Origin of the sequence: Tateyamaria pelophila (assembly GCF_019966495.1) — a bacterium.
GTDB classification, from domain to species: Bacteria; Pseudomonadota; Alphaproteobacteria; order Rhodobacterales; family Rhodobacteraceae; genus Tateyamaria; species Tateyamaria pelophila.
Genome location: NZ_JAIMIA010000219.1, coordinates 1 through 4,169, shown reverse-complemented (window position 1 = coordinate 4,169; position 4,169 = coordinate 1). Strand labels below are relative to the sequence as shown.

General features: G+C 53.1%; 5 protein-coding genes and 1 pseudogene. 4 read left to right on the top strand and 2 right to left on the bottom strand.

What is annotated here, in order from left to right; genetic code table 11:
• Positions 1-193 (bottom strand): helix-turn-helix domain-containing protein (locus tag LC354_RS26640; RefSeq protein ID WP_223428970.1); only part of this gene is annotated, 193 nt, incomplete at its 3' end.
• A 260-nt stretch (positions 194-453) separates the two neighbouring features.
• On the opposite strand from LC354_RS26640, the gene LC354_RS26635 reads away from it, so the two are divergent.
• Genes LC354_RS26635 through LC354_RS28200 form a run of 4 tightly spaced genes read left to right on the top strand, consistent with a single transcriptional unit; the run spans position 454 to position 3,204 of the window.
• Positions 454-1,299 carry a hypothetical protein gene (locus LC354_RS26635; RefSeq protein ID WP_223428969.1) on the top strand — a complete coding sequence of 282 codons (846 nt, stop codon included), beginning with the start codon at positions 454-456 and terminating at the stop codon, positions 1,297-1,299.
• The gene (locus tag LC354_RS26630; protein ID WP_223428968.1) at positions 1,296-2,444 is read left to right on the top strand and encodes a methyltransferase domain-containing protein; all 1,149 of its coding nucleotides are present in this window, start codon (positions 1,296-1,298) and stop codon (positions 2,442-2,444) included. The genes LC354_RS26635 and LC354_RS26630 overlap by 4 nt, the downstream gene beginning before the upstream one ends.
• Before the next feature lie 21 nt (positions 2,445-2,465).
• Entirely contained in the window at positions 2,466-2,756 is a 291-nt protein-coding gene (locus LC354_RS26625) for a PqqD family protein (protein WP_223428967.1), read from the top strand.
• A complete protein-coding gene (locus LC354_RS28200) occupies positions 2,644-3,204 on the top strand; it encodes a lasso peptide biosynthesis B2 protein (protein ID WP_399204418.1) in 561 nt (186 codons plus the stop codon). Before LC354_RS26625 ends, LC354_RS28200 begins: the two co-directional genes overlap by 113 nt.
• A 301-nt stretch (positions 3,205-3,505) precedes the next feature.
• On the opposite strand, the pseudogene LC354_RS26615 reads toward LC354_RS28200, so the two are convergent.
• A pseudogene (locus tag LC354_RS26615) lies at positions 3,506-4,012 on the bottom strand (type IV secretory system conjugative DNA transfer family protein); the annotation flags it as partial.
• Positions 4,013-4,169 lie beyond the last annotated feature (157 nt).

The following is a 4,169-nucleotide window of genomic DNA, read 5'->3' as shown; positions in this document are numbered from 1 at the left end:
TATCATAGGCACGCCGAGCCGTCTGCGGGCAATAGGTCCCGTCTTCCTGCCGACCCCGCGTAAGCTCGCGGCAGATCATGCTCGCTGGTCGATCCAAAAGATCGCCGATTGACCGTTGGCTGCTGCCTCGATTATGCTCGGCTAATATCACGCCACGTTCCTCGCTACTGAGGTGCTTGCTTCGTATGTCCATCGCAACATCCTATGCCCAACGGGCTCTTGGTGTTGCATTTGAAACTTGAGCCTAAGGAGTGCACAATGTCCGCTAAGCGTGATTCGATTGTTAAACCTGTATATGCTAGGCCAAAACTGACATTCTCATTCTACGGCGACATGGTTAGCCTGACCGCATCTGGATCTGGTAAGGCTAGTGAATCCGCTGCCGGAAAAGCGGATAATAACGAACCCCTTAAAAGGCCTTAACTTATTCTCTGGCCGTTTGAGATAACTTGAGTGAACTCAGCATACAAGACCACAGATTGCGATAGTTTTGTCGAAAACTGGACGAGGTTGCCGGATGTAAACCCGCGTGATTTGAACTATTGCATAACATTTCCGCAAAAACTGGCGTCAGGTTTGCCAAGTGTGGCTCTATTAACAGACCCAGACGAGCTGACCTATGCGCTTTGCTACGAGGTAAAGCCGTCACCCGAGACAATGAAGCATGTCTTAGCCGATCTAATAGCGCCGCGGCTCTTGGCTCATGGTGGGCACTTCGTTCTTCACTGCGGAATGGTCGGTTGTTCAGAGAAGGCGCTTGGTTTCATGGGGCCATCAGGGTTCGGCAAATCTACGATGACGGCCAGCCTACATCATCGTGGTCTAACATTGATGTCCGACGATGCAGCGCTTCTACGTGAGGGCAGCCAAACCTATCACGCCGAACGTCTCTACCCCAGCCTCAGGCTATTCCCCGATTCCATCGACCAGATGTTTCAGGATATAAAGTCGACGAGACCCGTGGCTGATTACACTGACAAACGCCATGTGGCCTTTACTCCTGGTCCAACCAGCGCACCGCTGGCCGCCTTGTTCTGTCTGGCCGACCCGGCAGACGAGATCAGAGTCTCACGTCTCACTTATACAGAGGCGTGCATGGCCCTTATCGCCAACAGCTTTGCTCTCAATCCCGCAGACCCCCCAGAAGCAAAGCGCCGCTTCATCAAAGCAACAGAAGTTGCGAGCCGCATTCCCGTCTATAACCTACACTATCCGCGCGATTTCGATGCGCTGCCGAAAGTCCACGCCCTGATCTTTAAAACAATTGGCCTAAAACATCTTGAAGAAAGCACCGCATGAGTCCCTCCGGCTACAGTCTGAACAGTTATGGCGAAATGATCACCTGCGAACCAAGGCAAGGTGAATATGCGAAGGCCCTCAAACAGGCCATTACACCCGGATGCCGTGTCATTGATTTAGGGGCTGGGCCGGGACATTTCGCATTGCTGGCCTGCAAATATGGCGCGGGGCATGTGGTTGTGATTGAACCTGATCCGTCCATTCACATCGCCAAACTCGCTGCACAGGACAATGGGTTTGCGGACCGCATCACCTTTGTTCGTGACATGTCGCAAAACTGGTCTACGGATGAAAAGGCTGATGTGGTGATCTCTGACATCCGGGGCGTCATTCCGCTATTTGAACATCACATCCCAACGATAAAAGATGTCCGCAAACGTCTGCTGAAGCACGGCGGTGTGCAAATTCCGGGTGTCGACCATATTTACGGCGCTCTGGTTGAAGCGCCCGAGGTGTACACCAAGCATGTCGGCCCTTGGTTGGATAAACCTTACGGTCTCGATATGTCGGCCGCGCACATCTATGTCGCAAATAGGTGGTCGCGCACATACATGCAGCCCGAAGCGTTGATATCATCGACCCAACGTTTCGCAACGCTGGATTACCGCACGATCGAGGATACAAACCACCGGGCGTCCCTGACGTTTGAGGCCACGCGCACTGGCACAACACATGGCATCTTGATTTGGTTCGAAACTGAGCTTCTACCGGGCGTCGGCTATAGCAATGCCCCCGGCGCGCCAGAACAAATTTACGGTCAGGCCTTCTTTCCCTTTGAACGCCCTGTGTCGCTCGCTGAAGGCATGACAGCGACAGCTGATATCTCGGCCAACTTCATTGATGGTAGTTACGTCTGGAGTTGGAACTTTCGCGCGACCGATACCGATGGGCAGGCGCAAGCTTTCCGACAATCCAGCTTCAAGGCAGATATTATCAGTCCTGAAACTCTGGCACCCCGCGCCGCGTCTTTCTGCCCACCGCAACACATCAAGCAAAAAATTGACGTCTTTTGCCTGTCTCTGTTTGATGGCCAAACAGATCTCAATACAGTTGCAGACCAGCTGTCTGCAAAATTCCCGCAACAGTTCGAGACTAAGAGCAAAGCACTGAACCACGTGGCGAAACTGAGCGCTCGGTACAACTAATCAAAGGAGCTAGGTGGACACATGACGACCAAATTGGACACTGCAACGGCTTATGTCCCAAGCCCCGACGCGATCGAAAGCCGTATGGGAGAGGAAACAGTCATTTTGCATATCGTCAGCGGGACTTATTTCGGGCTGGACGCTGTCGGCACCGAGGTTTGGGATCAATTGGGCCAAGCCGGCGGCCAATCACCAGCTGATGTCTGTACCCATGTACGCGCGACCTTCGCCGGCGCGCCTGACAGTGTTGAGAGCGAAGTTACCGGGTTTCTCGAACAACTCGCCGAACATGACCTCATCCAACAGGCTTGACATGGCAAAAGAAGGCTCCCCCTCTTCTTTGATCGCCAAACTGTACAAACTCAGCTGTCAAGAATGGACAGACCTGTGCCGTGCCGTCTTGGCATTAGGGCATGCGCGCCGCCAATTACCGCACCTCAAAGCCGCTGAAATTCAACAAGACCCGTCGTCACGAACGGCGCCTCCTTCAGGCCTCGCTTTACCCACCAACACGGCCACACTCATCGCGCGTGTCACCTGGGCCATCCCAAGGGCCGCTAAAATGGTGCCTTGGCGATCAGACTGTTTGGTTCAGACAAAAGCAGGACAAAACTGGTTGAAGCGCCAAGGTGTCCCCTCAACAATTCGCCTCGGGTCCCGCAAATTGCCCGGCGGCAAGATGGACGCACATGCATGGCTGGTCTGTGAGGGTGAGGTTGTCACCGGCGGCGACATTTCAACGTTCGTACCATTTCGATAGTAGAGTTTGTGGCTTCGGGTGTCTGACGGGCTTTGTTGCATGAGTTGCCCAATGGAAACCGAAGACCTGCAAAACCAAGAATTGGTCCAACTACAACGGGAGTATCCGAAACTCTGTGTATGAGGCTCAGCCCATGCTGTTGAAACGGATCACTTGTCGAACCGTTCTGGGTACAGGATAGCCCTTGCTCAATTCCTCGACCGTCTTTTCATCCGATGGCGTAATACCAACCTGCATTGATCAGAACCCTTGAGCCCATTTTCGGTTTCCGATGGATCCCCCGTGAGTCAGCATTCACGCCGCTTGGTATAAGATAGAGTTTCACGCCCGCGTTGCCCTGCAGGGCGCGGCGGGTGTTCTCCCCATAGATTTCATCCAACGCCGGGATCGTCTGGGTAACGATAGCCAAATGCCCTTTGTAGGACCGCAAAGTCTCGATGCTCTCAACCACAATTGGCATTTTCCCAAGGCGGTTGAATTCATCGAGCATGATCATAACCGGCCATGGTTCGTCTGGACCTGGTTCTTTGTCCTGCAAAGACGCAAGTAGGTCGGAGAAGAAGAGCCGGATCAGGGGCGCCAGAGGTTTGACCATCAACGGCTGCACGACGAGGTAAACGCTGAACGGTTCCTTCCTGACCCTACGAAAATCAAAGTCAGAGACCTGTGTCGCCGCGTCGATCGCCGGATTCTGCCATTGATCCAGACCCGAAGTCATCAAGAGCGAGACATAAGAGGTCAACTTTCTAACAAGTGCCTTGTATTTTCCTAAAGCAATGCAATGGATAAAAGAACATTTCAAATGAATTTCGCGAAATTCGAGAGTTTAGGGTATCGGCCTACTGCTTCGAGATGTGAGGTCGAGAGTGCTTCATAGCGACACCACACGAGTTATGCCCGAAAGTTGGTGATGGTCTGCAGTAGGCGGCATATCATGGCGGTGTTTAACGACGCCGTCATTCTCA